The organism is Micromonospora chokoriensis (assembly GCF_000718555.1).
Classification (GTDB): Bacteria; Actinomycetota; Actinomycetes; order Mycobacteriales; family Micromonosporaceae; genus Micromonospora; species Micromonospora chokoriensis_B.
The window spans coordinates 43,552-69,202 of record NZ_JOAN01000011.1; the positions used below are offsets into that span (position 1 = coordinate 43,552).

Consider the following 25,651-nt stretch of genomic DNA (forward strand, 5'->3'; position numbering starts at 1 on the left):
ACGCGTTTGCCTCGCCGAAGCCGGGGCATCCAGCGCCGCATGTACACGGTTGCGCAGCTGGTGGGCGGGGTGTGGGGTGCGGGCGGCGACGGCGGCGAGTTGGTGGTGTGTGATCCGGCGGACGACACGCCGGTGAGCACGGTGCCGGTGGCCACGGCCGACGAGGTGGGCAAGGCGGCGCAGGCGGCGCGCAACGCGGCGGCACAGTGGGCGGCGACCGCGCCGGCCGAGCGGGCGGCGGCGCTGCACCGGGCGGCGGACGCGGTGGCGGCGGTCACCGAGGAGTTGGCGGCGGCGGTCACCGCAGAGATGGGCAAGCCGTTGGCGGACGCGCGCGGCGGCGTCGAGGCGGGGATCGGCACGATGCGACAGTATGCGGAGCTGGCTCCGCTGCGCGGCGGGCGCACGCTCAACGGCGAAGCCGACGCACTGGACTTCCTCACCCCGCAGCCACGTGGTGTGGTAGCGGCGATCACGCCCTGGAACGACCCGGTGGCGGTCTCCTGCGGGCTGCTCGGCGCGGCCCTGGTGACCGGGAACGTGGTGCTCTACAAACCGAGCGAACGGACACCGGCGACGGGTTGGCTGCTGGCGCGCGCACTGGATCAGGCGCTGCCGGCCGGCGTCTTGTCGCTGCTGACCGGCGGCGCGGAGGTGGGTGCGGCGCTGGCGGCGCAGGAGGTCGACGTGGTGGCGCACGTGGGCTCCACCGCGACCGGGCGGGCGATCGCCGCCGCAGCGGCCCGCACCGGCGCGAAGGTGCTCCTGGAGAACGGGGGCAGTGACCCATTGATCGTGGACGCGGGCGTCGACCCGGAGTGGGCGGCGGAGCAGGCGGCGCTCGGCGCGTTCGCCAACGCCGGGCAGATCTGCGTGGCGGTGGAGCGGCTCTACGTGCACCGGGAGGTGGCCGAGGAGTTCGTGGCCGCGCTGGTCCGTCGCGCCGCGGCGCTGCGGCTCGGGCCGGGCCGGGACCCGGGCACCGAGCTGGGCCCGCTCGTCGACCGGCGGCACCGGGAGCACGTACACGGGCACGTCGCGGCGGCGGTGGCGGACGGCGCACGGGTGCGGGTGGGCGGCGAGGTGCCGGACGGGCCGGGCGCGTTCTACCCGGCCACCGTCGTCACGGACTGCCGCCACGACATGCCGCTGGTCCGGGAGGAGACATTCGGGCCGGTCGCGCCGGTGGTGGTCGTCGACTCGTTCGACGAGGCGCTGCGCTGCGCGGCGGACTCCCCGTACGGGCTGGCCGCCACCGTGTTGACCGCGTCGATGAGCCACGCGCAGCGGGCCTGGCGGGAGCTGCCGGTGGGGACCGTCAAGGTCAACGCGGTGTTCGGGGGTGCGCCGGGGGGTGCCGCGCATCCGCGCCGGGCCAGTGGCCAGGGCTTCGGGTACGGCCCGGAGTTGCTGGACGAGTTCACCGCCACGAAGGCAGTGCACATCGAGGCGCCGGGCGGCGGGCACTGGTGAACAGCACGGGCGGACGCAGGGGTGGCGCGTCCGCCCGTACCGCGTCGGTGGTGTCGCGGTGCGGCGCTGCTCAGTCGCCGCGAGCCTTGCGGGTGGCGCGGTCGTTGGCCTTCTCGATGGCCGTGACCAGCTCCGGTTTGGTCATGCTGGATCGGCCGGGAACGTCGAGTTTGCGGGCCACCGACAGCAGGTGGTCCTTGGTGGCGTTGGCGTCCACCCCACCCGCGGTGGGGGCCCGGCGTTCCGGCCCGCCGCCGGCGGCCTGCTGGTCGCTGGGGCCCTTGCGGCCCTTCGGCTCCCAGTGGTCGCCCACCTTCTCGAACTGATGCTTCACCGCGGCGAAGGCGGTGCGGTGCGACCGCTCCCCCTCGCCGTAGGTCTCGACCGCCGAGTCGTGCGTCTTCTCCCAGGTGCGCTGCGCCTTGTCCGGGGAGCGCCGCAGCGTGCTGGGCATGTCCTCGCGCCCGGGCATCTCGTCCTCCTCCGTGTCGATCAGATCCCCCTGACGTTCCCCCGGCGTCCCGGCCTAAACAGGAGGCGCACGGCGGTCGGGTTTGTCGATTTCGTCATCGGGGTACCGGCGGGCCAGGCCAGACCGGACGACCGGTCATCCGGCGGCCGGGGCGCAGGGAGCGGGCATGACGACCACGGACCCCGGTACGACGCTCGACGGCACACCCGGCACCCGGGTGCCCCGGCGGATGCGGCAGCTGAGCTGGCGGACCTGGCGTGGGGTGCTGGTCCGTAGCGTGCGCAACTTCGTCACCGACAACTCCTCCGACTGGGCCGCCGCGCTCACCTACTACGGGGTGCTGGCGCTCTTTCCGTCCGCCATCGTGGTGGTGGCGCTCGTCGGCCTGGTCTCCGACGGCGAGCGGACCGTCGACACCGTGGTCGACCTGGCCAACCAGGTGGGTGCCGGGGCGGTGCTCACCGACGACGAGGGTGGCGTGGTCGGGGTGGTCCGGTCCGTGGTGCTGGAGCAGAGCAACCCCAAGCTGCTGCTGAGTTTCGGCCTGCTCGGCGCGCTCTGGTCCGCGTCGGGCTTCATTGGCGCGTTCACCCGGGCCTCGAACGCCGTCTACGGGGTGACCGAGGGCCGGCCGGTCTGGAAGCTTCGGCCGCTGCAGATCGGCCTGGCGGCGATCACGCTGGTGCTGCTCGCGGTGGTCGCCCTCGGCCTGATCGTCAGCGGTCCGGTGACCGACGCGGTCGGCGACCTGATCAACGCCGGCGGCCTGGCCCGTACGACGTGGAGCATGGCGAAGTGGCCCGTCCTCGCCATGATCATGATGGCGCTGCTGTCCCTGCTGTTCTGGATCGCGCCAAACGTACGTCAGCCCCGGTTCCGCTGGCTCACCCCCGGCGGCGCGGTGGCCCTGATCTCCTGGGCGGCGGCCTCCTTCGGCTTCGGCCTCTACGTGGCCAACTTCGGCTCGTACAACACCACCTACGGCAGCCTGGGGGCGGCCATCGCGTTCCTGGTCTGGCTCTACCTCTCCAACTCGGCGTTGATGCTGGGCGTGCAGATCAACGCCGAGGTGCAGCGCGGGCGGCAGTTGCAGGCCGGCGACCCGGACCCGGACGGGCCGGTGCTGCCGCCCCGCAAGCCCGCCGACGACTGAGCCCCCCGTTCGGTCGCAGTGTCCGGTTCGCCGCCGGGTCGAGGGCCGGTTCGTGGCCCGGTGCCGGTTTACCCGGCTGGGTGCCGGGTAGCGCAGAAGGCATGGAGCGTGGCAACAGCAAGCACGGACCGAGGATCGACGAACAGATGAGTCAGGAGGTCAGCGGCCTCATACAGGGGCCGGGGACCGGTGGCTCTCGGGTCGATGAGTCGCGGGTGCCGGAACCGGCTGGCGAGGACCAGCCGGAGACGACCACCGCCCCGGCCGGCGACCTGCGCACCGGCACCCCACAGGGCATGAGTTCCACGGACGTCGAGCAGCGCAGCCGGCTCGGCCGGTTCATCTCGATGAGCGCGCTGCCGGGCGACCGCCTGGTGCTCATCGCCAGCGCCCGCGAGAACGAGGCGCCGGCCGACATCGTGGCGGCGCTGGAACGGCTGCCCGAGGGCACCGTCTACCAGACGGTCTCCGAGGTGTGGGCCGCGCTCGGCAACAAGAACGAGACAACTCGCTGGTGAGAGGGATCGCCCCCGATCCACCACTCCGCCAGCGGCTGAAGGAGGTTCCCCAATGAGTGGCGTTACCGAACATGTGGACGTCTCTGTGCCCGTACGCACGGCGTACGACCAGTGGACGCAGTTCGAGGAGTTCCCCGAGTTCATGGAGGGCGTGTCGGAGGTCCGGCAGCTCTCCGACACGATGACCCACTGGACGGTGGACATCGCCGGGGTGAAGCGCGAGTTCGACGCCGAGATCACCGAACAGCTCCCCGACGAGCGGGTCGCCTGGCGCTCGACCGACGGCACCCAGCAGGCCGGCGTGGTGACCTTCCACCGGCTGGACGCGGACAAGACGCGGGTCACCCTGCAGCTCGAGTTCGAGCCGCACGGGGTGGTCGAGCAGGCCGGCGACAAGCTCGGCATCGTCGACCGGCGGGCCAAGAACGACCTGGAACGGTTCAAGAACTACATCGAGCGGCGCGGTCAGGAGACCGGCGCCTGGCGCGGAACGGTGGACCGTCCGCAGCCGTGATCCTGAGCCACGACATCCGATGGCCGCCGTGTTCCGGCGGCCATCGCCGTGTCCGAGCCCGTTTGCGATCATCACGCCCGGGTACGGCTGAAGGTATGACCGACGACAACATCAGGGTGTGGCGGGACGAGAAGCGGCTTCCGTTGGAGGAGTTGGAGCGGGCCGTGTCGGGCTCCAGCCTCGACGGGGAGGCCGACGACGTGACCGGCGGCGACGCCGGCGAGGAGGCCGCGTTCGGGCACGGCCCGGCAGCGTCGGACCGCGACCGGCAGGCCCGGGGCAACAGCCGGGAGGCCACCGACCCGCAGCGCGCCTACCGTCCGTCCACCACCGGTCGCACCGGCCCGGACGTCTGATCCTCTCGGCCGGGCTGGGCGGGCACCGCCTGGGCGGGTTGCCCGGCGCTGGGTCGGCGCGCACCCCACTCGTAGAGCACGATCAGCGCCAACGCGAGCGCCAGCAGCGCCGAGCCCAGCACCTGCACCGACGTGTTCCCGATCAGCACGCCAAGTCCGGTCGGCACGAGCGCCGCACCGACGCCCGAGGCGCCGATCTGCAGCCCGATGGCCCGGTCCGCGTGCGCCGCACCGACCCGGTCGGCGGTGGTGAGGGTGAGCAGCGGGAACACCGGCGCGGCGGCGAAACCCACCACGACCAGGCCGAACACCGCCAGTACGGCCGGACCGGGAACGGCGATCAGCGCCGCGCCGACGGCCATTCCGGCCAGGCTGACGCGGAGCACCAGCCCGGCCCCGAGACGCTCGGCCACCACACCCTGCACGATCCGACCGACGAAGAGGCTGCCCCAGTACGCGGAGACGCAGCCGCCGGCCAGCGCGTCGCTGACCCCGCGTCCCTCGGTCAGCAGCAGGAACGCCCACAGGCCGGCAGACACCTCGATCGCCACGTAGAGCGCGAAGGCGAGCGTCCCCGACCAGACCGCCGGCATTCGCAGCGTGTCCCGGATCGGGACCCGGACGATCGGTGCCGCCTGCGCCTCGGTGGACACGCCGCTGCTGGCCGGGACGCCGCGGTGCCAGGCCCGCACGGTGAGCACGAACGCGGCGGCGAGGACGAGCTGGGCGGCGGCCACGATGCCGTACCCCCAGCGCCAGGCGAGCCCGCCGCTCAGCACCCCGGTCATGATCAGTGGACCGATGGCCACGCCGAGGCCGAAGAAGGCGTGCAACCAGTTCATGTGGCGGGCCCCGAAGGCCCCGGCGGCGTACGCGTTGAGCCCCGAGTCGACCGCGCCGGAGCCGAGCCCGAGCAGCAGCGCGCAGCCCACCAGCACCGCCAGCACGGGGCTCACCGAGTAGCCGGTCAGCGCCAGGCTGGCCAGCAGGGTGCTGCCGGCGAGCAGCGCCCCCACGCCGATCCGGGCCAGCGTGAAGCCGGCCAGCACGCTGGAGGTGAGGTAGCCGACGGTCCCGGCGGTGAGCACCCAACCGACCGCCTCGGTCGGTACGTCGAAGTCGCCCCGGATCGAGGGCCAGGCGACGCCGAGCAGGCCGTCGGGCAGGCCGAGACTCACGAACGCGAGGTAGGCCAGCAGGAGCAGCGAGGCGCGGGGGCGCGCGGGCGGGGTCGACACGAGACACCATCCTGCCGCAGGGCACCCTAGCGCCGCCGGCACCCGATTGCCCGCCGCGCAAAGAAGTCGTGTCCGTACGGTCGAGAAAACGGACAGCTCATCCAGAATCGGCCGATCGGAGGACGGCAAGCCGGCCGGTTCGCGTAAGAATTTCGGGATGCATCAAGGCTCCGGATTCCTCTCGACGCGTCAGCGCCGGCTCGCCTGGCTCGGCTTCCTGCTCGCCGCCCTGCAGGCACCCGTGTCCGCCTGGCTCGTCACCGACGACTCGTGGCTGTTCAGCCTCTGCGTCGCGCTGATGGTGGCCACCGTGATCATCGCTGACGACGCGGCCCGGCGACGCCCGGCCGACGCGACAAGCGACTAGCCACCACTTCCCGGTCGGGCCTCGTGCCCTGGCCGACCCCGGCTACGCCGACGTTCCTTCATCTCCGCCTCGTAGAGGTGGCGCCGCCCGCCCACCAACTCGTCGCGGGCCTGCTGGTCCAACTCCCGAAACAGCGCGTGGTAACCGTCGTCGAAGTCCTCGACGATCTGGAACGTCCACCGCCCGGCGATGACGTTGCGGCCCAGCAACTCCGTGTCGATCCGGTCGGCGAGCTGCGGATGCCCGGCGGCGCGAAACTGTTCCACCGCGTCGTCGAGCATCAGGTCGGCATGCCCGATCAACTGGTGCATCGAGTACAGGTGCCCCCGGGCCCGCTCCACGCACTCCAGCGCCTCGCTGAGCTTGCCGAGCGCGGCGAGGGTCGCGTCGCTCACCCCGTCCGGCCGCTGGTGCCGCTCGTCCGGGCCATCCGCCTGCTGTCCCATCCCTGCCTCCGTGCCGTGTGCCGCCGTCTGTGGGTGTTCTCCTGCTGCCCCGTCTGTGCCGGATCAACCCCCGTGGTCAGTGGCGATCGCCCCAGTGGCGCAGCCGACATCCACCAAGCGGCCGAGGTCGACACGGTCACCGGTCGGATAGCCTCGGTCACCATGCGTGTGCCGTTCAACCGGGTCGCCCCCCGTTCCGCCGTCGACTCGGCGCGGTCCACCCTGGCCGCCCTCACCGTCTCCGTGGGCACTGTCGGGCTCACCGCCGCCGCCGTACGACCGGGGTTACTGGCCCTCGTCGACCAGCACGCGGCGGCCGTGCGGGACAGCCTCGACGGCGACCGCACGCCGCTGACCTCGGCGGCGCTCGCCGGCTACGCCGAGGGGGTCCGAGCCGCAGCCCTGGAGCACGGGTGGACGCCGCCGGTCGGGCCGGTGGACTGGAGCTGCCCGGAGTGGCTGCTGCTGCGATTGCTCGCGGTCTGCGCGCTGGCGCGCTCACTCGACCGAGACTGAAACGGGCTCGGGGAGGGCACCCCGCGCGTCGTACGCGGAACACCCTCCCCACCCGTCGTGCCGTTACGCCCCGCTACGAGCGGTACTGCTGGGCTTCGTCCACCCGAGGCATCGCCTGGGTACGGTCACCCCCGCGGTCGGCCATCTGCCGCTCCACGTCGCTGCGCCCGGCCGCCGTGGCCTGACGCTGCTGCTGCACCGCCCGGGCCTCCCGGGCCGCCCGGTCCAGCCAGCCGTCCCAGCGGTTCTGCATCGGCTTCACCAGACCACCGCCGACGCCGACGATCAGGATGCCGGCCACCGTGGCGAGCACCGCGATCAACACCGGGGTGGTCACTGTGGTGGCGATACCCACCTGGTTCAGCGCGGCGATCACACCGAGGGCGATGATGAAGATCGCCGTCAGGTCGGCCAGGACCTTGCCGTACGAGAGCCCTCCCAGCGCCCCGGTGACCAGATCCCGGACGGCGTTGGCGATCGCGGCCGCCACCACCACGATGACGATCGCGATGAACGCACGCGGCAGCCAGGCCACCACGCCGCTGATCAGGTCACTGATCGCGTTGGGCCCCCAGACTCCGAAGGCGAACTGCAGCGTGAACAGCAGTACGGCGTAGTACGCCAGTCTGGCCAGAATGTCGCTGGCGTCGTACTTCGTTCTCTCCAGGGCCCGTTTGATACCGCCGCGTTCGACCGCTTGGTCGAAGCGCACCCGTTCCAGCACCGTATCCACGATCTTGAGGACGGCTCTGGCGATGATCCAGCCGACCACCAGGATGACGATGAAGGCCACTGCCTTCGGGATGAAGAGCAGCACCGACCTCCAGGTGTCGGCGATGGCATCACCGATGTCGGCCTGCCGGACCGCGAGGGTTTTCAGCATGATGTCCCTCCTGTCGCATGGACTGCGCCGGGCGCTTACCCGGCAACAGGTCCGGCAGTCCGCGCAGCGCACGGCGTTTTTGCCGACACCCCTCCGGACGGGGGCTCTGAACTGCCCGAACAGCCACCCCGACGGACTCGGCGACGGCCCGCCGCCGTGCTCAGATGTCTTTTCCGGTCGGCCGACTAGGCTGCGAACATGCCAGGAACGGTCGGGCGGGTCCCCACGCCAGCAACTCCAGGCCCGGACGCACCCACCGGGCCCAGCGCTGCCGCTGGCGTGCTCGCCCACGACTGGGCCGCCACCGCGCTGGGCTCACCCGACAACTGGGACGTGGCGGTCCGGGCCGTGATCGAGCTGATCCTCGCCTCGCCGATGCCGATGGCCCTGGCGTACGGCGACGACCTCGTTTTGCTCTACAACGCCGCCTACGCCGAGTTGCTGGGCACCAAACACCCGAGCGCGCTGGGCCGCCCGGCCGCCGAGGTGTTCGCGGAGATCTGGGCGCTGCCGAGTGTCGGTGCGGTGATCGAGCGCAGCTACCGGCAGGGCGTGCCGTTCCTGGAGAAGGAGTCCACCCTGCCGCTGGTGCGGGGGCACTCCGCGACGGTGGAGCAGGCGGTCTTCACCCGGGGCCACTCGCCGGTGCGCGACAGCGCCGGGCAGATCATCGGCGTGTTGACGGTCGCGGCCGAGACGACTCACGTCACCGAGCAGTTGCAGAGCCTCAGCCAGGTGGCCGCCGCGCTCGCCGGCACCCTCACCCTCGACGACGTGGCCCGGGTGGCGCTGCGGTACGCGATCAACACGTTCGACCCCGACCAGGCGTCATTCGCCGTCGACGAGGGCGGCGGTGGCTGGCGCATGGTGCGTCGGGTCCGCGGCGAGTTGTTGGACGAGGCCGACGAGCGCCTCCCCCCACTCTGGCGGCGCGCGGAGGCCGACTGGTCGGCACCCGTGGTGCAGGCGGCCGGCTCCGGCGTCCCGTCGTTCACCCGCGACGGGCAACCGTTGCGGGACACCGCCGTGGACCGCCACGACCAGAAGATCCGCGCGATGGCGGCCCTGCCCCTGGGCACCTCGGTGGTCCGCGGCGGGCTGGCGGTCGGCTACCAGGCCCCGCACACCTGGTCGCCCGCCGAGCGGGCGCTGCTGGCCGCCTCGGCGGAGCTGATCGGCCAGGCCGCGGAGCGGGCCCGCCGGTTCGAGACCCAGCACGGCACGGCCCAACTGCTGCAACGGAGCATGTTACCGGAGCACCTGCCGGATCTGCCCCGGTTGCGGATCGCGGCCCGCTACGACCCCGGGGTGGACGGCAACGCGGCCGGCGGCGACTTCTACGACGCGTTCCTGCTGCCCGACGGCTCGCTCGGCGTGGTGCTGGGCGACGTCGCCGGGCACGACGTGCAGGCCGCCGCGCGGATGGGGCAGGTCCGGGCCGCGCTGCGCGCCCTGGCCCTGGCCGACCCGGCGCCCGACGCCGTCCTGACCGGCCTGGACCGGCTGGTGACCAGCCTCGGCGCGGAGGCCGGCACGCACGAGCTCTTCGTCACCGTGGCGTTCGGGGTGATCGACGCGGAGCGGCGGGAGTTGACCCTGGCCAGCGCCGGTCATCCCGCGCCGCTGATCCGCCGCGGCGGATCGTCGGGTCGCGCCCACGCCGAGTACGTCGACGTGCCAGCCGGCCCTCCGCTGGGTCTGGGCGGGCGGCCGGGCACCACGACTGTCGCGTTCCGTCCCGGTGACACCCTGCTGCTGTTCAGCGACGGCGTGGTGGAGCGTCGCCGGCAGAGCCTGAGCGCCGGGCTGTCCACCCTGAGCGACGCCGTCGCCAAGGCCAGCAGCGGCGACCCGCGCGCGCTCTGCGCGGTGGCCACGGCGGCGGTTGCGGGTGGCACGGAGGACGACGTGGCCGTGCTGGCGGTCGAACACGCGCTGAAACCGAGTCGTTCGGCGAGCATGGAGGTGCCCGCGGAGCCGACCGCGCCCAGCCGGGTCCGGCACTGGATGACCGGCCAACTCACCGAGTGGCAGGTGCCCGAGTCGGTGATCGGGGCTGCGGTGCTCTGCACCAGCGAGTTGACCACCAACGCGTTGCTGCACGCCGGCACCGCCGCTCGGGTGGAGATCGACCTCAGCCCGGAGCGACTGCTGGTCTCGGTCGCCGATTCCGGCACCCGGGGCACCGTGACCCGCGCCCGCACCGACACGTTGAGCAGTCGTGGGCGTGGTCTCGGCCTGATCGAGGAGCTCAGCGACGCCTGGGGCACCGACCCGTCGGTCCGTGGTTCCACGGTCTGGTTCGAGATCCTCACGCCGCCGCCCGCACATCCCTGAGACGCCCGAAGGGTAGGAGGACGCCCATGCGTACCGACCGGCCCGCCGGGGTCCTCTTCGATATCGATGGCACCCTCGTCGACACCACCTACCTGCACACGGTGAGCTGGTGGGAGGCGTTGCGGCAGACCGACCAGCCGGTGCCGATGGCGACGGTGCACCGCTCGATCGGGATGGGGTCGGACAAGCTCCTGGACCACCTTCTCGGCCCGGAGCGGGACCGCGACGCCGACACGAGACTGCGCGACGCGCACGACACCCTCTACGCCGAGTACTGGGAACGACTCACGCCGCTGCCCCGGGCGGCCGATCTGCTGCGCGCCTGCGCCGAGCGAGGGCTGCGGGTGGTGCTCGCCACCTCCGCCTCGGAACCCGAGGTGAGCGCGCTGCGCCGGGCGCTGGCCGCCGACGACGTGATCGACACGATCACCTCCTCGGCGGACGCCCAGCAGAGCAAGCCGGCACCGGACATCCTGGTCGCCGCGCTGGAGCAGTCCGGGTTGGCCGCCGAGCGGGTGGTCTTCGTCGGCGACTCGGTGTGGGACGTCGTGGCGGCCGGCGGGTTGCACATCCCCTGCGTGGGTCTGACCTGCGGTGGCACCAGCCGAGGCGAGCTCGCCGGCGCGGGCGCCGTGGCGGTCTACGACGACCCGGCCGCGCTGTTGAACGAACTGGCGGACTCGCCGCTGACCCGCCCCAGGTGAGACTCACTCCGGTTCGCCAGCACGTACGCGCATAGCCGAGGCCCCGGCGGGGCATGGACTGTCACCACCTGCCCCGCGCCTCGCGGGTGCGGCTGAAGGGTGGTGCCGTGGAGCCGGTAGATGTGGCGTTCGCGCTGGTGGGCCTGGGCGCTCTGCTCGCCGGCATCCTGCCGCGGGTGTTGGAGCGACGCCCGCTGTCCATGCCGATCGCCTTCCTCGCCCTCGGCATGCTGGTGTTCCTGCTGCCGGTCGGGCTGCCGACACCGGACCCCCTGGCCCACCCGGAGCTGACCACCCACCTCACCGAGATCGGGGTGATCGTCGCGCTGATGGGCGCCGGCCTGAAGATCGATCGGCCGTTGAGTTGGCGGCGGTGGTCGTCCACCTGGCGGCTGCTGGCGATCGCGATGCCACTGTGCATCGCGGCGGTGGCCCTGCTCGGCTGGTGGTGGGCGGGGCTGGTGCCGGCCGCTGCGCTGTTGTTGGGCGCCGCGCTGGCCCCGACCGACCCGGTGCTCGCCGCCGACGTGCAGGTCGGCGAGCCCACCGACGTCGAGGATTCCGAGGACGAGGTCCGCTTCGCGTTGACCTCCGAGGCCGGCCTCAACGACGGGCTGGCGTTCCCGTTCGTCTACGCCGCTATCGCCATCGCCTCGACAAGCCTCGCCCCACGCGACTGGTTGGCCGAGTGGTTCGCCGTGGACGTGCTCTGGAAGATCAGCATCGGCGTCGGCGGCGGGCTGCTCATCGGCTGGTTGCTCGGCAAGCTGTTCTTCCGGGCGCCCAGCGAGCTGCGGCTGGCCCGGCACGCCGAGGGCTTCCTGGCGCTGGCCGCCACGTTCCTGGCGTACGGGCTCGTGGAGGTGGTCGGCGGGTACGGCTTCCTGGCGGTGTTCGTGGCCGCCCGGGCGATCCGGGCCGCCGAGCGGACCCACGAGTTCCACTCGGTGCTGCACGACTTCGCCGAGCAGGTCGAACGGCTGCTCACCCTGGTGTTGTTGCTGCTGCTCGGTGGCGCGATCGTCGGGGGTCTGCTGGGCCCGCTGACCTGGCCGGCGGCCGCCGTCGGGCTGGCGTTGGTGTTCCTGGTACGGCCGCTGATCGGCTGGTTGTCGCTGCGCGGCGCCCCGGGACGCCCCGCCGAACACTGGGTCATCTCGTTGTTCGGCATCCGCGGTGTCGGCTCGTTCTACTACCTCGCGTACGCCACCACGAAGGCGGACTTTCCGCAGGCCGAGTTGCTCTGGGCGATCGTCGGGCTGGTGGTGCTCGTCTCCGTCGTGGCGCACGGCATCTCGGCGACCCCGGTCATGCAGTTGCTGGATCGGGAGGGTGAACGGACCTCCGACCCGGCCGAGCGGGACGCCGACGCACGGCCCGTCGCGGCAGCCGGGCGCCCCTGAGCGCGTCGCTCAGGCCAGGCGGGCGGCGAGCGCACGGCCCAGGTCCCGGCCGGAGCGCCACGCGCTCTGCACCTGGGACTTGCCGAACACGTCGCCGGCCAGACCGATCCCGTCGGCGTCGAGGTGGTGGGTGGCATCGGTGGCAGCGCTTGTCGGCTTCGCGTACGTCCAGCGGTGCACGTGCACGTCCACGGCCTGCTCGGGCAGCCCGAGCAGGTCCCGGACGGCCTGTTCGATCGCCGGGCCGGCCCCGGTGGGTTGGGCCAGGTGCCCGGCCGCGAACTCCGGCACGGTGTGCGCGACCAGCACCGGCGCCCCGTCGCCGCGCCGGTCGCCGTCGTCGCAGACGAGGTTGAGGACCGGATGCTCGTTGACGAACGCGCCTCGGAAGTCCGGCCAACGCCGGGTCGGGAAGCGCAGCACGGCGGCCAACGACGGCGACCAGCGCTGCTCCTGCACGACCCGGGTGGCGTCGGCCAGGGCCGGGTCGAGCAGCAGGGCGGCCTGCGGGCCCGGCATGGCCAGGGCGACCGCCGCGCACGGCTGCCCGTCCACGGTCGGGCCGGGCTCCACGGTGAGCACCAACCGGTCGACGGTCACCGGCACCGCACTGGCCAGGTGCTCAACGAGCGAGCGCAGCCCACGGGGGGCGGCGAAGCGCATCGGCCCCGGCACCTCGTGGTGCCCGCTGCGGTCGTACGCCTGGAAGGTGTCGGTCCACTCGCGGACCAGCCCGGCGGCACGCCACTGCTCGACCAGGGCGACGAAGTCCGGGTCGCTGGCGGTGAAGTACGCGGCGCCGATGTCCGCGGGCCGGCCCTGGAAGCGTTTGCTGGCCATCCGGCCACCGCAGACGTGCCCCCGCTCCCGGACCTGCACCGGCACCCCGGCCCGGCTCAACTCGACCGCACAGGCCACCCCGGCGATACCCGCCCCGACCACCACGACACCCGACCGGTCCACCGTCATCCGTTGATCGTAGGTGGCAGCGTGCGGGCATGAAGCACCGACGAACGGGGCACTGGCACGCCTGTTCGAAGAACAGTGATGGCCGAGACCGGCCGAGGCCAGTAACTCCTGCGCAGGGGGTCAGGCGCGGGGCAGGCGGTGCAACTGCACCTCGGTCAGACTGCCCGCGTGCACCTCGGCGGTGAGGTAGGTGGCGTGGGGTTGGGAGCGACGGTCGGTCGGTGAGCCGGGGTTGAGCAGGCGCAGCCCGCCTGGCGCTTCGGTGTCCGCGGGGATGTGCGAGTGCCCGAAGACCACCAGGTCGAGATCGGGAAATCGGGCCGCGCACCGCTTCTCGCGGCCGGTGCGTGGCCCGGTCTCGTGCACCACCGCGATCCGCAGGCCGTCGAGTTCGACCCGGGCCACCTCCGGCAGCCGGGCGCGCAGCCCGGGGCCGTCGTTGTTGCCGTACACCCCGATCAGTCGGCGCGATCGCGCGGTCATGGCGTCGAGCAGGGCCTCGTCCACCCAGTCACCGGCGTGCACCACCACGTCGGCTGCCTCGATGGCCGCCCAGAGCGGCCCGGGTAGGTCCCGGGCCCGCTTCGGTACGTGGGTGTCCGCAGTCAGCACCAGCCGCATCCCGACATTCTCCCCCGACCTCATGATCACTTGATGCTGAGTAGCCATTGGGGCCCTCCCACAACTACTCAGCATCAAGTGATCAAGAAGCGGTCAGGGGACGGTCACGGCAGGGTCCAGCGTTGTGCCCCGGTGCCGTTGCAGGTCCAGATTCGCAGTTGCCGACCGTCGGTGAGATCCGAGTTGGGGATGTCCAGGCAACGCCCGGACTGGGGGTTGCGGAGGCTGCCGTCCGACTGGGCGGCCCACTGCTGGGCTCCGCTGCCGTTGCAGTCGTAGAGCTGCACGAGCGTGCCGTCGGTGGTGCCGCTCGCCTTCACGTCCAGGCACTTGGCGAGCCCACGCACCGTACCGTCGCCGGGCAGGGTCCAGCGCTGGGCGGCGGTGCCGTTGCAGGTCCAGGTCTGCACCTTGGTGCCGTTCGCGGTCTGGCTGGAGGCGATGTCCGCGCACTTGCCGAGGGCCGTGACCGCACCGGTACGCGCTCCGCCGGTGCCGACGCCCGGGCCGGTGAAGGTGTAGCTGTCCACGTCCAGCAACGCCCCGCTGCCGCCGGTGACGACCAGGTACAGGTCGTGGGTGCCGTCGTCGGGCCTGGTCACCGTGGCGCTCAGCTCGGTGTAGTTGTCCCAACCGCCGGTGTTCGGCACCGCGATCCGGGCGACCTCGGTGCCCGTCGGTGAGTCGTACCGGAAGGAGAGGGTGCCGCCGGGGCCGCCGGAGGAGACGCGGGCCCGCACTCCGGTGATCCCCTTGAGGCTCACCGCGTGGTGCCGGATGCTCTCGCCGTTCTGGACGTCACCCAGCCGCTTGCCGCCCTCGGCCGCCGCCTGGTCGATCACCTTGGGCCCGTTGAGCCCGACGGCGTGCTCGGCCTGCCACTGTTTCGGGTAGAGGATGATCTGCTTCTCCCCGGTCAGGACGGTCGAGCCGGTCGAGCCGCGATCGGTGTAGCTGCCCCGCAGGACGAAGAACAGCACCGAGTCGGGGCCGGCGTGCACCGGGCCGGTGTTGAAGGTGGCACCGCAGCCGGTCCCCTCCCCCTCCTCGTGGGCGTGCTCCTGGTGGCCCAGCGCGGCCCGGACGACCACCGCCGAGCAGGCCGGCGTGCCGTCCTGCGGGTCGCTGGCGGAGGCGGTCACCGCCAGGTCCTGCCCCCAGTCGAAGAGCCCGCCGTCGGGCAGGCCGGTCAGCGTGACCGTCGGCCGGTTGTTGCCGACCACCACCGACACCACAGTGGTGGCGCTGCGGCCGGTGCCGTCGTTGACGGTGAGCCGGGCGTTGTAGCTGCCGTTGGCCGAGTACGTGAAGGACGGGTTCGCGGCGGTCGAGTCGGTGCTGCCGTTGTTGGTGAAGTCCCAGGCGTACGTCAGCGGGTCGCCGTCCGGATCCGAGCTGCCGGCGCTGGAGAAGCTCACCGAGAGGGGTGCCAGACCGTTGTCCCGGTTGACGGTGGCCTGGGCCACCGGCGACCGGCCACCCTGGACATAATTGATCTTGTAGAGACCGGCGTCGACCGCGCCGGAGAAGTAGCCGCTGCCGTACTCCAGCAGGTAGAGCGAGCCGTCCGGGCCGAACTGCCAGTCGATCGGGTGGACGAGCTTCATGCCGGCGAGCACCGGCTCGATCACGGTCGGCGCGCCGGTGGACGGGTTGCCGTTGTCGAACTGGACCTCCTTGATCCAGTTGCGGCAGTACTCGGAGATCAGCCACTTGTTGTCGTAGTAGGCGGGCCACTTCACGTCCGAGACGAGGTTCGGGTCGTAGTGGTAGACCTCGACGTGGTTGGGCGACCCACACCCACCCGGATTGTCCAGCGCCGGCCAGTCCTCACTGCCGCCGTGCTGCTCCCAGACCAGCGCCGGTTTCGTCGGCGGGAGCTGCTGGACGCCCGTGTTGCGCGGCGAGTTGTTGACCGGGCCGGTCGAGCCGCCGCACGGGAACCAGCCGCGCGGCGTGGCGGTGGCGAAGTCCCAGTCGTTGTAGGCGACGTTGGGGCCACCGCAGTACGGCCAGCCGTAGTTGCCGGGCCCGTTGGCCCGGTTGAACTCGTCGTACGCCGCCGGGCCACGATTGGCGAGGTCGGCGCCGGCATCTGGGCCGACCTCGCCCCAGTAGAGGGTGTTGTTCGCTTTACGGTCCACCCAGATCCGGTACGGGTTGCGCACGCCCATCACATAGATCTCCGGGCGTGTGCGCGCGGTGCCGGCGGCAAAGAGGTTGCCGGCGGGGATGGTGTAGCTGCCGTCGTTCTCCGGGTGGATTCGATTGATCTTGCCGCGCAGGTCGTTGGTGTTGCCGGAGGTGCGCTGGGCGTCGTACTGCGCGTTGCGGCTCGTCCGCTCGTCGATCGGGGCCATCCCTGCGGAGTCACCGCCGGAGTTGGTGTTGTCACCGACGGCGAAGTAGAGATTGCCGGCGGTGTCCCAGGTCATCGAGCCGGCCGAATGGCAGCAGAGATCGCGTTCGGTGGACCACTCGATGAGCACGTCCTCGCTGGCCGGATCGAGCAGCAGGGTGGACGGGTTGAAGGTGAACCGACTGATCCGGTTGACCAGTGGGGTGACCTTCGGCGAGTAGAACAGGTAGACCCAGCGGTTGCTCGCGAAGCTCGGGTGCAGGGTGATGCCGATCAGGCCGTCCTCAAAGCGGGCGTCCAACGCCAGGGTTAGGGCCACCGTGGTGGAGCTCGTCGCCGGGTTGTAGAGGCGGACCTGGCCGCCAGCGCTGCTGGTGCCCCGGTTGATGTAGAAGACCTTGCCGTCGGGGGCGACGGCCAGTTCGATCGGTTCACCCATGGAGAGACCGCCATCGAGGGCGACCTTCTCGAAACCGATGGTGGCGGGCGGCGCCAGGGCGGCGGCCGGGGCCAGAGAGGCGGCGGCCGGGCGAACGCCTGCCTGCGGGACGAGGCAGAGGGTGACCAGGACGATGAGCAGGGTGGTGGCGCTGACGAGACGTCGGCGCGGTGTGCGGGACACGAGACCTCCAGCTGTCCGGGATCTCGGTGCCGCTCCCGCCGACTGGAGGAGCACCGCAGGGTGTCCCGGACATTAACGTCTTTCGCTGAGAGGCGATAGAACTTCACGTCAACAGATAGAAAGTTGTCAAGATTTATACGAAAGAACGGCTTCAGTAGCGCGTCGGGGTGAAGTGTGCCGGGGGCATCCCGCACTCGCGCAACGTCGGGTCCTGCTCGACATCGGTCAGCACACCGGCGGCATTGATCAGGCCGATGTGCGAGAACGCCTGGGGGAAGTTGCCCAACTGCTCCCCGGTCCGCCGGTCGATCTGCTCGGCGAACAGGCCCAGGTCGTTGACCCGAGCGGCCAGATCCTGAAACAACTCGTGCGCCCGGTCCCGTTCACCGGCCAGCGCCAGGCAACTCACCAGCCAGAACGAACAGATGACGAACCCTGCCGGGTCGCCGTCCCAGCGCCGCAGCAGACCGTTGTGCGACAGCCGTTGCTCCACCGCGCGCATCGTCGAACGCATCCTCGGGTCGTCGGCCCGCAGAAACCCCACGAGCGGCATCACCAGCACCGACGCGTCCATCTCGTCGGAATCAAGAACCCCGGTGTACGACTGAAGCCGCTCGCTCCACCCCCGCTCGAGCACCACCGCGCGCACCTCGTCGCGGGCCGCCGTCCAGCGGGCCAGATCCTGCGGCCCGCCGAGTTGGTCGCCGAAGCGGACCGCCCGGTCCAAGGCGACCCAGCACTCCACCTTCGACGACACGTGGTGGTGCTGGACGCCACGCTCCTCCCACATCCCCGCGTCCGGCAGTTTCCAGTTCTGCTCGGCCTGATCGGCGAGCACCCGCAGCAGGTGGTAGACATCCGGGTTGAACGGCTCCAGCCTGTCGCGCATCAACCAGGCGGCGTCCATCGCCGCGCCGTAGATGTCGTTCTGCCGCTGCCGCCACGCATCGTTGCCGATCACCACCGGCGGGTTGTCCCGGTAACCGCCGAGCTGGTCCAGGCGGTGCTCGGTGAGGTCCCGTTCCCCCAGCACCCCGTACATGATGGGTACCGGCTGATCGCCGATCCGGCCCATCGCCCGGCCCAACCAGGCGAACTGCCGCCGCACCTCGTCCAGGCACGCCGACCGCCACAGCGCCCGCAGGGTGTGGCTGAAGTCGCGCACCCAGACGTAGCGGTAGTCGTAGTTGCGGTCCCCGCCGAGCTTCTCCGGCAACGACGTGGTCACCGAGGCCACCACCGCGCCGCTCGGCCGGTACGTCATGCCCTGCACCACCAGCCCGCTGCGCCGCACCTGCTCGGCGTAGAGCCCCTGGTATTCGTGCTCGTCGGCCCAGGACCGCCAACCGGCGACGGTGTCCGCGATGGTCTGGTCGGCGTCCGGCACCTCGGGCAGCGGGGCGTCGTAGGTCGGGGCGTACCCGAGACTGAAGTTGTGTTTCGTGCCGGCGCGGACGGTGAACGTCCCGGTGGCCTCGCCGTCGTCGGCGGTCAACCGCACACTGCCGCGCAGGGTGAGCCGGGCGGCCCCGGCGATGGCCTCCAGCATGTCCTCCCGCTCGACCAGGTACGCGACGGCGCGGCCGTACTCGAAGCGCGGCCGGTAGTGGACCCGCATCGACACCGCACCGGACAGCCCCTGCACCGAACGGACCAGCACCTGCGGCGAGTGCAGGCCGATGTCGTGACCGCGCGAGCCCGGCTCGAAGGCGAGCGCGTCGGTCAGCGCGACCTCCCCCTGCGTGGTCCGGAAGACCGTCCGCAGCACCAGGGTGTCGTCGAGGTAGGAGCGCTCGACGCGGTAGTCGTCCTCGGGCCGGATCGACCAGTGCCCGGCACCGTCGTCGAGCAGCCGCCCGAACACCGACGGGGCGTCGAACCGACCCGGACACCACCAGTTCACCGAGCCCGAGGCGTCCACCAGGGCCGCGCTGCGGCCGTCGGCGAGGAAGCCGTAGTCGCTGATCTGTCCGCTCTCCACCTGCCTGGCTACCCGAGCCGCCCGCGTGCATTCCCCTCCTCGGCGACGGCAGCCACCGCGTTACCGCTCGACCTGGACGGGAACCCACCGAGCTGACGAGGGAGGATGCTCATGACGTCAGCTTCAGGGCCGACCGCCGCCTGGCGGCCCGGCACACAGGGTGGCGACCTGCTTCCATCCGGGCCGGCCGGCCGCCTGTCGACACCGGCCGGTGACGGCCACGGGCCGGAGTCCGGCCCGCCAACCGTGACGATCGGCTCGTACCCGGACTATCCGGCCGCGCAGCGGGTCGTCGACCATCTGGCCGACAATCGCTTTCCGGTGGAGCACAGCGCCATCGTCGGCACCAACCTCACCCTGGTGGAGACGGTGCTCGGGCGGATGACCACCGGTCGAGCCGGCCTGCTCGGCGCGGGCACCGGGGCCTGGTTCGGGCTCTTCATCGGCCTGCTGTTCGGCATCTTCACCGTCGGCAACTGGCTGGCGGTGATCCTGGTCGGCCTGGTCATCGGCGCGATCTGGGGTGCCGTGTTCGGCGCGGTCGCGCACGCGATGACGGGCGGGCAGCGCGACTTCACCTCGGCCAGCTCACTACGCGCCGGCCAGTACGCGGTGACCGTCGACGCCCAACTCGCCGACCAGGCGCGACAGTTGCTCGCACGGATGCAGCCGCCCAGGTCTGCGGCGCACGCCCGCTAGACCGACGATCGACCGCCCGTCCCGGCAGCACTCGGGGCGGGCGGCCGTTCAGTCGTGGTACGCCAGCTCGCCGGCGCGCAGCGGCACGTCGACCCGGTTCTCTGGTGGTGCCAGGGGGCAGGCCCAGCGGTCGTCGTAGGCGCAGCTCGGGTTGTAAAGATAGTTGGCGTCCAGCCGGACCCGATCGCCGGGCAGCAGTTCGACGCCCCGACCGAAGGTGCCTTTCACCGTGTCGGTGAGGTACCGCCCTCCCCCGTAGCTCTCCCGCCCGCAGGTGCCGTCGCGCAGCGGAACGAAGAGCCCGCCCCCGTACGCCTCGATCCACCACAGGGTCAGCGGCCCCCACGGCGTCTCGGCCACCGCGACCCGCCGGTACGCGACCACGCCGTCCGGGCCACCCGTGTCGACGCGCAGCTCGCCGCTGGCCGAGCGCAGGGGCGCCTCGACCACGGCCTCGGGGTTGGGCGGGAAGTAGCGCACCCCGGAGAAGCCGGGACGATCCGGCGGTGGGATCGGGCTCTGCGGGTGGGTGGCGAAGAGCTCGTCGCGGCCGGCGCGGAAGCCGGTCAGGTCGACGTCGGACAGGTACAGCCGGGCGACCCGCTCCCGCCAGTCGGCCAACTCCAGGTCGCTCAGCATGCTGGCGACTCCTGATCGACTGACAACTCTCCGGACCGAACGGGCTTGCCACACGCCCGGCAGCGCACCTCGGCGACGAAGACCTGGCCGCAGACTTCGTGGATGAAGTCGACCCTGGGCACGTCGCCCTCGCTGTAGGTGTCACCCCAGCGCTTGAGCACGAGGATGACCTGCCCGAGGTCCTTGCCCTTCTGGGTGAGTTCGTACCCCGCGACCTTGCCGTTCTCGGTGGAACGGGCCTGGAGGATGCCGGATTCGCCCAGTTTTCGCAGTCGGGCGGCGAGGACGTCCCTGGGCGCGCCGACGGCGCGAAGGATCTCTGTGTAGCGCGAGGCGCCGAATGCGAGCGCACGCACGATGTGCAGCGACCACCTGTCGTTGACTGCGTCGAGCGCCACAGCGAGAGTGTCCCGCTCTGGTTTGGTTTTCAAACCGTCGGTGCTACGGTTCGTTTGGTTGGACATTCAAACCACACTACCCGAGAAGGTGCCCATGACGTCGCCATCCGATCCCCGTACCGACGAAGCGCCCGTCGTCACCCAGCGCCGAGCCTGGACAACGCTCGTGATCACCGGGCTGATCATCGGCACGGCGTTCATCGCGGTCTATGTCGGACTGCAACGCAGCCCTCAGCCGAGCCAGCTGCCGATCGCCGTGGCCAGCGCGCAACTGGCGAACACCGCCCAGGCCGGGTTCGGTAACGCCGTGGCCGTCACCGAGGTCGCGAGCGTCGCCGACGGCGAGGCCATGGTGCGACACGGCGACGCCGTCGCCGTCCTCAGCGCGACCTCCCCCACCACGCTGACACTCGACTACGCCGGCGCGAGCGGGTTCAGCGAGAGCGGCGCCGCGCGTCAGCTCGCGGCCGGTCTCGCCAAGAAGGCTGGGGCGACCGTCCAGGAGAACGACATCGTGCCGCTGGCGACCTATGACAGCCGAGGGCTGTCCGCCTTCTACGTGGTGTTCGGCGTCACCCTCTCGTCGTTCGTCCTCGCGCAGGGGCTCACCGCAGCCACCGCGAAGGTGCGGCTGCGCCACCGCCTTTACGCGATGGCCGGATTCGCCGTCCTGATCGGTGTGATCGCGGCGACCGTCGCAGGTCCGGTCTACGGATCACTCACGGCGCCGTTCCCGCTGCTCGCGCTCTCGCTCATCCTGCTCTCCGCCGCCAGCGCCTTCACGACCAAGGCCTTGGGGGCCTGGCTCGGCCCGGCGGGCATCGCTCTCGCCGTCCTCACTCTGACGACCATCGGCAACGCGACGAGCGGGGCGACGATCGGGGTCGACCTGCTGCCGGAATGGGCACAGGCGATCTCGGGGAAGCTCCCACCCGGCGCGGCCGTACGGGCGGTCAACAACTTCGGCTACTTCGACGGCGCACACACCCTGGCGCCCCTCGTCATCCTCGCCACCTGGTTCCTGGCGGGCCTCGGATTCGTCCTGCTCCGGCAGCGGGCCGCGCAGCGCCGCCCGCTCACCGCCGAGGTGGGACGGTGACCGCCCGGGTCAGCCATCAGGGGTCGATCGGGCGACGACACGGCCGGGGGCAGCTCGTCGATCACCCTCGGCGGCGACCAGGCGGAACTCACCACGTACTTCGAGCGGTTGTCCTCGCGGGGGACGATCACGGTGCCATTCGCCAGATCGCCGTGGGGCGCGCTCTACGGCAGGTGCACCGACAGGTTCGGAACCGACTGGCTGGTGAACGTCACCGCACCCGCCATGCCCTGATCCGAGCACACCTCTGAGCGCCGGCCGGGTGGGCGGACGCATGCCCGCTCGACCGTCAGCGCGACGGCCAGTTGGTGAGCACGGCGTCGAGGGCGTCCAGGGTGCGCGACCAGGAGTCGTCCGTGGCGCGCGGGGTGTGCCGGAAGCCGCCGGTCCGCTCCAGGCTCACGAACCCGTGGAACGTGCTGTGCATCATCCGCACCGCGTCGGTCTGGTCGGGCTCGGCGAGCCGGTAGCCGCGCAGGATGGCCCGGGTCATCTCGGCGTGCCGGACGCCCGCGCTCGCGGCGGCGGTCTGCGGGTCGAGGTCGATCTGCATGGCGGCGTAGCGGCCCGGGTGCTCTCGCGCGTAGTCGCGGTACGCGTTGGCGAACGCCACCAGCGCGTCCTTGCCGGCCCGACCGGCTAGCGCGGCGGCCACCCGGTCGGCCAGCTCCGCCAGCGCCAGCAGGGCGATCCTGACCCGCAGGTCGTGCGCGTTCTTCAGGTGGAAGTACAGGCTCGCGTCCTTCACCCCGAACTGGCGGGCGAGCGCGGCGACGGTGACGTTCTCCACGCCCACCTCGTCGGCCAGCTCGGCCCCGGCCATCGTGAGGCGATCGACGGTCAGCCCCGCACGCACCACGCAGCACACTCCAACCTAGCCGTAATAACCGTTTGCCTAAGATGGCTAGGCTACTACCTATGTTAGCCGTGACCGAATCCGTCATCCGCAAGTCCTTCGTCAACTGCAGCCAGGGCGAGGCGAAGCGGATGGCCGTACCGCACGAACTGGAAACTCTGCCCTGGGACGACCTCGACTTTTTCGGCTGGCGGGATCCAGCCGCGCCACACCGGGCCTACCTGCTCGCCGAATTCGACGGCAAGCTCGTCGGTGTGGTGCTGCGGGCCGCGGCGCACCAGACCGGGCGGATGCGGCACAGCATGTGCTCGCTCTGCCTGACCACGCACCGCGGCGACGGCGTCACGTTGATGACCGCCCGCAAGGCCGGTCCCGGGGGCCGGCAGGGCGACTCGGTGGGCACGTACATCTGCTCCGACCTGGCCTGCTCGCTCTACGTGCGGGGAAAGAAGCGCACCGATCCCCCGATGCCCGAGCCGCTACCCCTGCCGGAGCGGATCGAGCGGGTCCGGGCCACCCTCACAGCGTTCCTGCGCAAGGTCGGCGAGTGACGGCCGCCGACTAGCGGTCGGTGGCCAGCCGGGCGTGCAAGTGCTCGTCGTAGCGGCGGCCGTCGCCGTAGCGGTACGACTCGCGCAAGGTCCCCTCGGCCGGGTAGCCAGCCCGATCGGCCACCCGACAGGACGCCGGATTGGCGACCGCGTGACACAACTCCACCCGGTGCAGCCCCAGGTCCGCGAACGCCCAGTCGGTGAGCCGGACGACGGCGCGCACCGCCACCTGCCGCCCCCGTGCCGCGGGCACCGTCCAGTAGCCGATGGACGCGTCGCCATCGTGGATGCGGTGCAGCGACACCGAGCCGAGCAGCGCGCCGTCGGCCGCCGCAGTCACCGCCATCGAGGCGTGGCCGCCACTGGACCAGTCGGCCCGGCGGCGCACCCACAGCAGCGCGACCTCGTCGTCGATCGGGTCGCCGCCCTGCGGGTTCCACTGGGCGATCGCCGGGTCGCGCAGGGCGTCGCGCACCGCCGGGGCGTCCTCGTCTCGCCAAGGGCGCAGCAACAGGTCGGCGGCGGCGAGTTCCACATGTTCCACGAGGCCGGAGTCTGGCACACCACGCGGCCTGCGCGCCGCCCATTAAGCACACGCTTCCTTCAAAACTGCACGACTCGACTTGAAAAGCGGTCGAGGAGTGATCCAGGCAACGTCGAACCTTGTTAGTTAAATTTTTAACTAGTGCTATCGTCGTGGGCATGACCGAGAGCCTGGACCGCAACCGAGAGGCCGCCTGGCGTGCCTACATCGAGGCCAGCCAGCGGCTCTACACCCAGTTGGAAGAGGACCTGCGGGCCGACAGCGACCTCAGCTTCGCCGACTACCACGTGCTGGTCCTGCTCTCCGAGGCGCCGGGGCAACGACTTCGGATGGGCGAGCTGGCCAGCCGGTTGATCTTCTCGCCCAGCCGCCTCACGTACCAGGTCTCCTCCATGCAGCGCCGGGGCCTGGTCAGCAAGGAGCCCTGCCCGGACGACCGGCGCGGCAGCGAGGCGGTGCTCACCGCCGCCGGCCTGCTCGCCCTGCGGGACGCGGCACCCCACCATCTGGCGTCGGTACGCACCCACCTGATGGACGACCTCGACGATGCCGAGGTCGCCTGCCTCACCCGGATCTTCGACCGGCTCGGCGAGCGCCTGCGCGCATCGCGGGTCAGCTCGACCACCCCGGCCACCCGCTAAGGAGCCTTCGATGCCCGCGATCACCGTCGACAACGTCCTCGTTCTGCCCCGCCTGCCTCGGCTGGACGAGACCACCACGATCCGCCCGGTCCGCAAGGTGACCACCGCGCCCACCGGCTTCGAGGGTGAGGGCTTCCCGGTCCGTCGCGCCTTCGCCGGGGTGTCGAGCACCGACCTGGACCCCTTCATCCACCTCGACCAGATGGGCGAGGTCGACTACGCGCCGGGCGAGCCGAAGGGCACCCCGTGGCACCCGCACCGCGGCTTCGAGACCGTCACCTACATCATCGACGGTGTCTTCGACCACCAGGACTCCAACGGCGGCGGCGGCACCATCACCGACGGCGATACCCAATGGATGACAGCGGGTAGCGGCCTACTCCACATCGAGGCGCCGCCGGAGCACCTGGTGGTGAGCGGCGGGCTCTTCCACGGCACCCAACTCTGGGTCAACCTGCCCCGCTCGGCCAAGATGAACCCACCCCGCTACCAGGACATCCGGGGGCGGGAGTCAGCGCTGCTCACCACGCCCGACGGCGGCGCGCTGATCCGGGTCATCGCCGGTGAGGTCGCCGGGCACCGCGGCCCGGGCTCGACCTTCACCCCGATCACCATCACCCACGTCACCGTGCAGCCGGGCGCGCAGGTCGACCTGCCCTGGCGGCCCGAGTTCAACGCCCTGGTGTACGTGCTGGGTGGTCGCGGCACGGTCGGCACCGACCGGCGGCCGGTGCGGACCGGCCAGCTCGCGGTGCACGGCCCGGGTGACGCGCTGCGGTTCAGCGCCGACACCGCGCAGGACAGCAACACCCCGGCGCTGGACCTCTACATCATGGGTGGTCAGCCGATCCGGGAGCCGGTGGCACAGTACGGCCCGTTCGTGATGAACACCCGCGACGAGCTGCTCCAGGCATTCGAGGACTTCCAGGCCGGCCGCCTCGGCGTGATCCCCACCGAGCGGCTCCCGCACACCGGTGGCCAGGGCACCCGGCCCTGATCACGGTCGACCACTGAGCTCGGCGTCGGCGCCTCCGGTCCACCCCGGGGGCGCCGACGCCGCCTCAGGACACCGCAAAAATCCCGGCAACACCCAGAATTACCATCACCAACACCGCTACCAGCGCACCCCGTTCGCTCTCCACCGCCGGCTCGCGGTTCTCGGTCACGGGATTCGTCGTGTCGCGGGGCATGGTGTGGCCTCCTCGGTTGTTGTCACGTCGCGTTCGATGGCGTTGGCCAGGTCACCGGTCGGTCGACCTGGCGTGCGGACCCGCGTCGGGGGTCCTACCGTG

General features: G+C 71.5%; 28 protein-coding genes. 15 read left to right on the forward strand and 13 right to left on the reverse strand.

The window, feature by feature from the left end:
* Positions 1–39: 39 nt before the first annotated feature.
* The gene (locus IF46_RS0115970; RefSeq protein ID WP_030489138.1) at positions 40–1,473 is read left to right on the forward strand and encodes an aldehyde dehydrogenase family protein; all 1,434 of its coding nucleotides are present in this window, start codon (positions 40–42) and stop codon (positions 1,471–1,473) included.
* 70 nt (positions 1,474–1,543) lie between these two features.
* Here the strand turns inward: IF46_RS0115970 and IF46_RS0115975 are convergent, their stop codons facing one another.
* A complete protein-coding gene (locus IF46_RS0115975) occupies positions 1,544–1,945 on the reverse strand; it encodes a ChaB family protein (protein WP_030489139.1) in 402 nt (133 codons plus the stop codon).
* A gap of 166 nt (positions 1,946–2,111) precedes the next feature.
* Between IF46_RS0115975 and IF46_RS0115980 the strand changes: the two genes are divergently transcribed.
* The 4 genes from IF46_RS0115980 to IF46_RS0115995 all read left to right on the forward strand — a co-directional run bounded on the left by IF46_RS0115980 (position 2,112) and on the right by IF46_RS0115995 (position 4,486).
* Positions 2,112–3,098 (forward strand): YihY/virulence factor BrkB family protein, encoded by a 987-nt coding sequence (locus IF46_RS0115980; protein WP_030489140.1) that lies wholly within the window; start codon positions 2,112–2,114, stop codon positions 3,096–3,098.
* 101 nt (positions 3,099–3,199) lie between these two features.
* Entirely contained in the window at positions 3,200–3,616 is a 417-nt protein-coding gene (locus IF46_RS0115985; protein WP_030489141.1) for a DUF2795 domain-containing protein, read from the forward strand.
* 52 nt (positions 3,617–3,668) lie between these two features.
* A complete protein-coding gene (locus tag IF46_RS0115990) occupies positions 3,669–4,130 on the forward strand; it encodes an SRPBCC family protein (protein ID WP_030489142.1) in 462 nt (153 codons plus the stop codon).
* A gap of 95 nt (positions 4,131–4,225) precedes the next feature.
* On the forward strand, positions 4,226–4,486 hold the full coding sequence (locus IF46_RS0115995) for a hypothetical protein (RefSeq protein ID WP_030489143.1): 261 nt from the start codon (positions 4,226–4,228) through the stop codon (positions 4,484–4,486).
* On the opposite strand, the gene IF46_RS0116000 is transcribed toward IF46_RS0115995, so the two are convergent.
* Positions 4,444–5,724: an MFS transporter gene (locus IF46_RS0116000; RefSeq protein WP_030489144.1), complete on the reverse strand. Its 1,281-nt coding sequence runs from the start codon at positions 5,722–5,724 to the stop codon at positions 4,444–4,446. The genes IF46_RS0115995 and IF46_RS0116000 overlap by 43 nt on opposite strands.
* Before the next feature lie 157 nt (positions 5,725–5,881).
* Between IF46_RS0116000 and IF46_RS0116005 the strand changes: the two genes are divergently transcribed.
* Positions 5,882–6,091 carry a hypothetical protein gene (locus IF46_RS0116005; protein WP_030489145.1) on the forward strand — a complete coding sequence of 70 codons (210 nt, stop codon included), beginning with the start codon at positions 5,882–5,884 and terminating at the stop codon, positions 6,089–6,091.
* On the opposite strand, the gene IF46_RS0116010 is transcribed toward IF46_RS0116005, so the two are convergent.
* The gene (locus IF46_RS0116010) at positions 6,088–6,537 is read right to left on the reverse strand and encodes a hypothetical protein (RefSeq protein ID WP_030489146.1); all 450 of its coding nucleotides are present in this window, start codon (positions 6,535–6,537) and stop codon (positions 6,088–6,090) included. The genes IF46_RS0116005 and IF46_RS0116010 overlap by 4 nt on opposite strands.
* Positions 6,538–6,699: 162 nt before the next feature.
* Between IF46_RS0116010 and IF46_RS0116015 the strand changes: the two genes are divergently transcribed.
* Positions 6,700–7,053, forward strand: coding sequence for a DUF6401 family natural product biosynthesis protein (locus tag IF46_RS0116015; RefSeq protein WP_030489147.1), 354 nt, complete (start codon positions 6,700–6,702; stop codon positions 7,051–7,053).
* 73 nt (positions 7,054–7,126) lie between these two features.
* On the opposite strand, the gene IF46_RS0116020 is transcribed toward IF46_RS0116015, so the two are convergent.
* Positions 7,127–7,936, reverse strand: a complete 810-nt coding sequence (locus IF46_RS0116020; RefSeq protein ID WP_051723941.1) for a mechanosensitive ion channel family protein — start codon at positions 7,934–7,936, stop codon at positions 7,127–7,129.
* Between the two features lie 198 nt (positions 7,937–8,134).
* On the opposite strand from IF46_RS0116020, the gene IF46_RS0116025 reads away from it, so the two are divergent.
* From IF46_RS0116025 to IF46_RS0116035, 3 genes are all read left to right on the forward strand, one after another.
* Positions 8,135–10,273 (forward strand): SpoIIE family protein phosphatase, encoded by a 2,139-nt coding sequence (locus IF46_RS0116025; RefSeq protein WP_030489149.1) that lies wholly within the window; start codon positions 8,135–8,137, stop codon positions 10,271–10,273.
* Between the two features lie 26 nt (positions 10,274–10,299).
* On the forward strand, positions 10,300–10,977 hold the full coding sequence (locus tag IF46_RS0116030) for an HAD family hydrolase (RefSeq protein ID WP_030489150.1): 678 nt from the start codon (positions 10,300–10,302) through the stop codon (positions 10,975–10,977).
* 107 nt (positions 10,978–11,084) lie between these two features.
* A complete protein-coding gene (locus tag IF46_RS0116035; protein ID WP_030489151.1) occupies positions 11,085–12,380 on the forward strand; it encodes a cation:proton antiporter in 1,296 nt (431 codons plus the stop codon).
* 9 nt (positions 12,381–12,389) lie between these two features.
* On the opposite strand, the gene IF46_RS0116040 is transcribed toward IF46_RS0116035, so the two are convergent.
* The 4 genes from IF46_RS0116040 to IF46_RS0116055 all read right to left on the reverse strand — a co-directional run bounded on the left by IF46_RS0116040 (position 12,390) and on the right by IF46_RS0116055 (position 18,932).
* Complete coding sequence (locus tag IF46_RS0116040; protein WP_030489152.1) at positions 12,390–13,349, reverse strand: NAD(P)/FAD-dependent oxidoreductase; 960 nt, start codon at positions 13,347–13,349, stop codon at positions 12,390–12,392.
* Between the two features lie 120 nt (positions 13,350–13,469).
* Positions 13,470–13,970: a metallophosphoesterase family protein gene (locus IF46_RS0116045; RefSeq protein WP_030489153.1), complete on the reverse strand. Its 501-nt coding sequence runs from the start codon at positions 13,968–13,970 to the stop codon at positions 13,470–13,472.
* Positions 13,971–14,074: 104 nt separating this feature from the next.
* On the reverse strand, positions 14,075–16,951 hold the full coding sequence (locus IF46_RS0116050) for a ricin-type beta-trefoil lectin domain protein (protein WP_051723942.1): 2,877 nt from the start codon (positions 16,949–16,951) through the stop codon (positions 14,075–14,077).
* 151 nt (positions 16,952–17,102) lie between these two features.
* Positions 17,103–18,932, reverse strand: coding sequence for a glycoside hydrolase family 15 protein (locus IF46_RS0116055; RefSeq protein ID WP_030489155.1), 1,830 nt, complete (start codon positions 18,930–18,932; stop codon positions 17,103–17,105).
* Positions 18,933–19,043: 111 nt separating this feature from the next.
* Between IF46_RS0116055 and IF46_RS0116060 the strand changes: the two genes are divergently transcribed.
* The gene (locus IF46_RS0116060; protein WP_030489156.1) at positions 19,044–19,631 is read left to right on the forward strand and encodes a general stress protein; all 588 of its coding nucleotides are present in this window, start codon (positions 19,044–19,046) and stop codon (positions 19,629–19,631) included.
* A 48-nt stretch (positions 19,632–19,679) separates the two neighbouring features.
* Here the strand turns inward: IF46_RS0116060 and IF46_RS0116065 are convergent, their stop codons facing one another.
* Both IF46_RS0116065 and IF46_RS0116070 read right to left on the reverse strand, forming a co-directional pair.
* Entirely contained in the window at positions 19,680–20,267 is a 588-nt protein-coding gene (locus tag IF46_RS0116065; protein WP_036392302.1) for a DUF1684 domain-containing protein, read from the reverse strand.
* Complete coding sequence (locus tag IF46_RS0116070; protein WP_030489158.1) at positions 20,264–20,668, reverse strand: winged helix-turn-helix transcriptional regulator; 405 nt, start codon at positions 20,666–20,668, stop codon at positions 20,264–20,266. Before IF46_RS0116070 ends, IF46_RS0116065 begins: the two co-directional genes overlap by 4 nt.
* Before the next feature lie 94 nt (positions 20,669–20,762).
* Between IF46_RS0116070 and IF46_RS0116075 the strand changes: the two genes are divergently transcribed.
* Positions 20,763–21,767: a hypothetical protein gene (locus IF46_RS0116075; RefSeq protein WP_157563063.1), complete on the forward strand. Its 1,005-nt coding sequence runs from the start codon at positions 20,763–20,765 to the stop codon at positions 21,765–21,767.
* Between the two features lie 289 nt (positions 21,768–22,056).
* Here the strand turns inward: IF46_RS0116075 and IF46_RS0116080 are convergent, their stop codons facing one another.
* Positions 22,057–22,626 (reverse strand): TetR/AcrR family transcriptional regulator, encoded by a 570-nt coding sequence (locus IF46_RS0116080; protein ID WP_030489160.1) that lies wholly within the window; start codon positions 22,624–22,626, stop codon positions 22,057–22,059.
* A gap of 59 nt (positions 22,627–22,685) precedes the next feature.
* On the opposite strand from IF46_RS0116080, the gene IF46_RS0116085 reads away from it, so the two are divergent.
* Entirely contained in the window at positions 22,686–23,174 is a 489-nt protein-coding gene (locus IF46_RS0116085; protein ID WP_030489161.1) for an FBP domain-containing protein, read from the forward strand.
* 10 nt (positions 23,175–23,184) lie between these two features.
* Here the strand turns inward: IF46_RS0116085 and IF46_RS0116090 are convergent, their stop codons facing one another.
* Positions 23,185–23,718 carry a GNAT family N-acetyltransferase gene (locus IF46_RS0116090; protein ID WP_030489162.1) on the reverse strand — a complete coding sequence of 178 codons (534 nt, stop codon included), beginning with the start codon at positions 23,716–23,718 and terminating at the stop codon, positions 23,185–23,187.
* Between the two features lie 158 nt (positions 23,719–23,876).
* Here IF46_RS0116090 and IF46_RS0116095 point away from each other — a divergent pair, with 158 nt between their 5' ends.
* Together IF46_RS0116095 and IF46_RS0116100 are read left to right on the forward strand one after the other, a co-directional pair.
* On the forward strand, positions 23,877–24,359 hold the full coding sequence (locus tag IF46_RS0116095) for a MarR family winged helix-turn-helix transcriptional regulator (protein ID WP_030489163.1): 483 nt from the start codon (positions 23,877–23,879) through the stop codon (positions 24,357–24,359).
* 10 nt (positions 24,360–24,369) lie between these two features.
* Positions 24,370–25,356 (forward strand): pirin family protein, encoded by a 987-nt coding sequence (locus IF46_RS0116100; protein WP_030489164.1) that lies wholly within the window; start codon positions 24,370–24,372, stop codon positions 25,354–25,356.
* Positions 25,357–25,420: 64 nt separating this feature from the next.
* Here IF46_RS0116100 and IF46_RS35525 read toward each other — a convergent pair whose 3' ends face one another.
* The gene (locus tag IF46_RS35525; protein ID WP_256441970.1) at positions 25,421–25,549 is read right to left on the reverse strand and encodes a hypothetical protein; all 129 of its coding nucleotides are present in this window, start codon (positions 25,547–25,549) and stop codon (positions 25,421–25,423) included.
* Between the last annotated feature and the right edge of the window lie 102 nt (positions 25,550–25,651).